The sequence below is a fragment of the Shewanella sp. 10N.286.52.B9 genome, assembly GCF_002873635.1.
GTDB lineage: Bacteria > Pseudomonadota > Gammaproteobacteria > Enterobacterales > Shewanellaceae > Shewanella.
Map to the genome: position 1 here is coordinate 1 of NZ_MCTY01000189.1, position 1,063 is coordinate 1,063.

Genomic DNA, 1,063 nt, shown 5'->3' on the forward strand with positions numbered 1-1,063 from the left:
GAATATTATTTACCAATTAAATAACTAAAAGCTATGTAATTATGGATCTTAAAACGCTGCAATATTTTGTCGACATCGTAAACTGTGGTGGCTTTAATCGCGCTGCAGAAAAAATCCATATTAGCCAACCTGCGCTGTCAAAATCCATCACCCAATTGGAAGCTGAACTTGAGCTTACGCTACTCACCCGTGGTAAACGCGGCACAGCCGTAACCCTTACCAGCTACGGCCAGCTGGTGTATGACTATGCGCAGCAGTTACTCAGCACCAAACAAGCGCTGTTTGATGAAATAGCCTTACTGAAAGGGCTCCATAAAGGGCAGTTAAAATTAGGCTTAGCGCCACTGGGCAGCGCCGAGCTATTTGCGCCAATTATTGCCAAATACCAGCAACGTTATCCACACATTAATAATCAGCTGTTAGTTCGCGGTGGAGTGCAACAAACCTTAGCATTAAAAAATGGCGAAATAGAGCTAGCAACAGGTATTATCGAGCTTAATCAAGAGTTTGAAGGAATAGCAATTCATACCGAGCCTATGGTCGTGGTGCTGCCAAGTCAGCACCCGCTGGCAAAGCAGCCGCAAATATCCATCAAGGCACTGGGTAACTGCGAGGATATCTTATTTGAAGCAGAGTTTTCACTGCATGAGATGGTCATTAATGCTTATCAACAGGCTGGTATCAGCATAGAAAGCCCAACCTTAGTGAATCAACCTGAGTTTGGCATAGCGCTGGTTGCTGCAGGCACTGGGATAATGTTATTACCTAAGTTTATTGCCGAGCGTTATCAACTGGAAGGCGTGGTGCAGCGTGAACTTATTGATACCAATTTAAGCTGGAAGATGAATTTATTTTGGAGTAAAGGCAAGCCATTATCTTTTGCCGCAATTGCCATGATTGAGCTGGTTAAAGAGCACCTCAAGCAGCTAGCGCTATAAATGCTCAAGTCGAATCACTTTAGATGACATGTCTCGCTATCAAAAACCACGTAAGTGATAAAAGAAATGGACCGATTCTAAAGACATTTTGGGACAAACGTTTGCCAGTGATTTTACTAAATTAG

At 43.2% G+C, this 1,063-nt stretch carries 1 protein-coding gene; it reads left to right on the forward strand.

Annotated features, from left to right (window positions below; all coding sequences use genetic code 11):
- Window positions 1-41: 41 nt before the first annotated feature.
- Window positions 42-938, forward strand: a complete 897-nt coding sequence (locus BCU91_RS14025) for a LysR substrate-binding domain-containing protein (protein WP_102531739.1) — start codon at window positions 42-44, stop codon at window positions 936-938.
- Window positions 939-1,063 lie beyond the last annotated feature (125 nt).

Coding starts and splice junctions, on each gene's coding strand:
- BCU91_RS14025 (WP_102531739.1), top strand. CDS start 42: ATGGATCTTAAAACGCTGCAATATTTTGTCGACATCGTAAACTGTGGT.